We start from the raw sequence: 2,742 nt of genomic DNA on the forward strand, positions 1-2,742 counted from the left end.
TTGACTGGTATGGCATCTGAACTGCTGTGGTTCATCAGGTGCGTTGCTGGATGGCAGGCTGACTGGGCATCTCACCTGTGATGCTGTGAATAGACTGTCAACGGACTTCTTGAGCTCGCCGGTGGCGGACACGATCAGTCGCCCGCTGGCGGACACTAAAACTCCCCGCGGACAGGGAAACTCCCCACTCTGGTCCGCGTGATCCCTCTTGGGCTGGGGTCAGTGCAGTGGTCTCACCCCCTTTCCGGAGGTGGCTTCGGTGAGCCGGAACGAGTCACCCTGGGTGACGACGACGTGAGCGTGATGGAGGAGCCGGTCGACGGTCGCGGTGGCGAGGGTTTTGGGCATGATCTCGTCGAAGCCAGACGGGTGGAGGTTCGAACTGACGGCCATGGCCCGCCGTTCGTAGGCGGCATCGACCAGGCGGAAGAAGCCCTCGGCGGCGTCGGCGGAGACGGGCAGGAGCCCGATGTCGTCGACGATGATGAGGTCCGAGCGGATGAGTCTGGTCATCGCTCGGGCGAGGGAGTCGTCGACGCGGTGGCGGCGGACGAGGGCTCCGAGGTCCTCGATCGCGAACCAGGCGACGGTCATCCCGGCCTCGACGGCGGCCTGGCCGAGGGCCTCGGTGAAGTGTGATTTCCCGGTGCCGGAGGGCCCGCAGACGCAGAGGTTCTCCTTGCGGGAGATCCACTCCAGGGTCTTGAGGGAGTCCTGGACCTGACGGGAGATGGACGACTTCGTCTCGTCCCAGTCGCCGAAGGTCTTGCCTGCGGGGAAGCCGGCCCGCTTGCGGCGGGTCCGCAGGTTCGCGGCGTCCCGCCCGGCGGCCTCCTCGGCCAGCAGGACGCGGACGACCTCGGCCGGGTCCCAGCGTTGGGCTTTGGCGGTGGGGATCAGGTCGGTCAACGCCCGCCTGATGTGCGGGAGTTTGAGCCGGCGGGTCAGCTCGATCGCTTCGGCCAGCGGGGCGCCGTTGGAGCCCGAAACGGTGCGGAGAGGGGTGGTCATCAGTGTTCGTCTCCTTCAGGGGCGACGCCGAATCGGGACCAGGCGGACGTGCCCGGCTGAAGGCTGTGGTCCTCGGACGCCCTGGTCGGCTCGGGGACATGCCGTCCGATGTGGTGGTCGAGGATCGAGATGAGGTCGTTCTCGGCGAACCGTCCGGCGATCGCCGCCGTGCCCAGGGCCCGGTCGACCTCGGCGGTGCCGTGGAGCTTGGCGAGCTGGACGGCCTCGGCCATCTTCGGCCGCATCCTGCGGGCTCCGGCCGCTGCGGCCTCGACCAGCCAGGACGCGGCCCCGGGGCCGAGCTGCAAGAACGCGGCCTCTTCGGCGCTGGTGGCCTTCGGGGTGCGATCTGCGTTCTTGTCCTCGCGGGGCGGGTAGTGCTCGTCCTTGATGGACGGGTTGCCCGGGGTGGACCGCCGGTGGCGGGCTGCCTCGGCGGCGCCGTCCTCGGTCACCGCGGTGACCACGAGTTCGTCGCCGTGGAAGCGGGCCCAGACGGTCTGCCCGGCCAGTTGGTGCGGGACCGAGTAGCGGACCGAGTCCACCGAGATCGTCGCGTCGTTCGCGACTTTCCGGGTGGTGCCCAGGGCTGCGGTGAACGGGTTGTCCGGCAGCCGGTGCAGCCGGTGGGCTTCCTCGGTGAGGGCCTCGACGGGCTTTCGTCTGATCGCCCGGTGGACCTTGTTGTTCACCTCGTCGGTGAACTGGCGGCAGGCGTCCTCGAGTTCGGCGAAGTCCCGGTAGGCCGGCCGGAGGTTGATGTCCGTGGGCACCAGGTCCCGTTTCGCGATCCGCACCGTCGCCTCGGACCCGCCCTTGGACTGCGGATCCGCGGGGACACACGTCCTGACCGTGAGCCCGTAGTGGTGGCCGATCTCGATGATCTGCGGATTGCGGACCGGTATGCGGGCGATGTGGTCCGTGGTGACCGTCCGCTCGTTGTCCGTGAGCGCATAGGTCGGAGCCCCGCCGATCCTCCGCAGCGTCGCGTCCAGGCAGCCGGCGATCGTGGGCAGCGTCTTGTCAAGCACCGGGATCACCACCCGGAACCGCGACCAGGCCAGCCAGGCGCACCACAACCAGGTCTTGCGGCCTGCGATTTTCGGGCCGTCGCCCCAGTCCCACTGGATCCATAGGCCGGGTTCGGGAATCCATGGGCGGAACACTCTTCGGTGGCCCGCCTGATACGACGCCTTCGCCGCGGCGACCGCTCGTCTGGTGGTGCGGTCGGTGCCGGTGAACCCCATCGCCGTGATCTTCTCGTGCACCCGGTCGGCGCCGATCCGGCCGCCGGAGCGTTCGATGAGTTCCTCGATCTTCGGCAGGTAGTCGTCGATCATCTTCGGCCGCTGCTGCCGCTGCGTCGGGTCGCCGCCCTGGCCGCGAAGCTCCACATATCGCTTCACGGTGTGGTGGTCGACCCCGGCCAGCTCGGCCGCCGCACGGTAACTGCCCGTGAGGTCGTACGCTTCCAGAATCTCCATGATCTCCTCTTTGCTCTTCACACCGGCCAAGAGATCAGACCGGGTGGTCTAGACAGCCAAGAGGGATCACGCGTCCATCAGCGGGGACATTCCATGTCCGCCTGCGGGGAGCCGATCAGACCGCCTGCGGGGAGCTTTGCACTTCCGCCGTCAATAGACGGAAGATGTCGTAACTAGACAGATAGTTTCTTGGCTTGGGTGCCAGATGTGACCGCGTCGTAGTTGATCTTCAGGTTGTGGGCGCCCT

Annotated in this window: 2 protein-coding genes; both read right to left on the reverse strand. The window is 67.6% G+C overall.

Annotation, left to right across the window (positions count from 1 at the left end; all coding sequences use genetic code 11):
* Positions 1-219: 219 nt before the first annotated feature.
* Entirely contained in the window at positions 220-1,011 is a 792-nt protein-coding gene (gene istB, locus ACWD4G_RS45570) for an IS21-like element helper ATPase IstB (protein WP_451304648.1), read from the reverse strand.
* Positions 1,011-2,516: an IS21 family transposase gene (istA, locus tag ACWD4G_RS45575; protein WP_451304650.1), complete on the reverse strand. Its 1,506-nt coding sequence runs from the start codon at positions 2,514-2,516 to the stop codon at positions 1,011-1,013. The genes istB and istA overlap by 1 nt, the downstream gene beginning before the upstream one ends.
* Between the last annotated feature and the right edge of the window lie 226 nt (positions 2,517-2,742).

The sequence above is a fragment of the Streptomyces sp. NPDC002643 genome (genome assembly GCF_053592555.1).